The organism is Pseudomonas sp. KB_15 (genome assembly GCF_052114525.1).
Taxonomy (GTDB): domain Bacteria; phylum Pseudomonadota; class Gammaproteobacteria; order Pseudomonadales; family Pseudomonadaceae; genus Aquipseudomonas.
This window is the reverse complement of record NZ_JBFREX010000187.1, coordinates 1-478: the sequence shown is the minus strand read 5'-3', so window position 1 is coordinate 478 and position 478 is coordinate 1. Positions and strand designations below refer to the sequence as shown.

Below are 478 nucleotides of genomic sequence, written 5' to 3'. Positions count from 1 at the left end.
GTATCAGCCCCGCTTGCACCAACGGACGCAGCAGGCCAATCGCACCGGTCGGATAGCACCCAGGGTTGGTGACCCGACGTGCGTTGGCAATGCGCTCGGCCTGCCCCGGCGCCATCTCCGGAAATCCGTAAGTCCAGTCCGGCTGTGTACGGTGGGCGGAGCTTGCGTCGATCACGCGAACCGCAGGATTGACGATGGTGGCCACTGCCTCGCGCGCAGCGGCATCCGGCAAACAGAGGAGGGCGATGTCGCAGGCGTTGATGGCTTCTGCGCGACGCCGCAAATCCTTGCGCTCCGCAGCAGCAAGCGTAATCAGCCTGATGTCGGTCCGGTTACGGAGCCGTTCGTGGATGAGCAAGCCGGTGGTGCCCTGGTCGCCATCGATGAAAACAACGGGAGAGCTCATACGTGAAAGACTCCGCTGACTTTGGGTTGTAAGAAATAGAACGAAGCCTCATATTGCGTGGACCACTACAAT

1 pseudogene is annotated in these 478 nt (G+C 61.1%); it reads right to left on the bottom strand.

The features are described from left to right. Nucleotides 1–406, bottom strand: a pseudogene (locus tag AB4Z35_RS30375) (N-acetyl-gamma-glutamyl-phosphate reductase); the annotation flags it as partial. Nucleotides 407–478 lie beyond the last annotated feature (72 nt).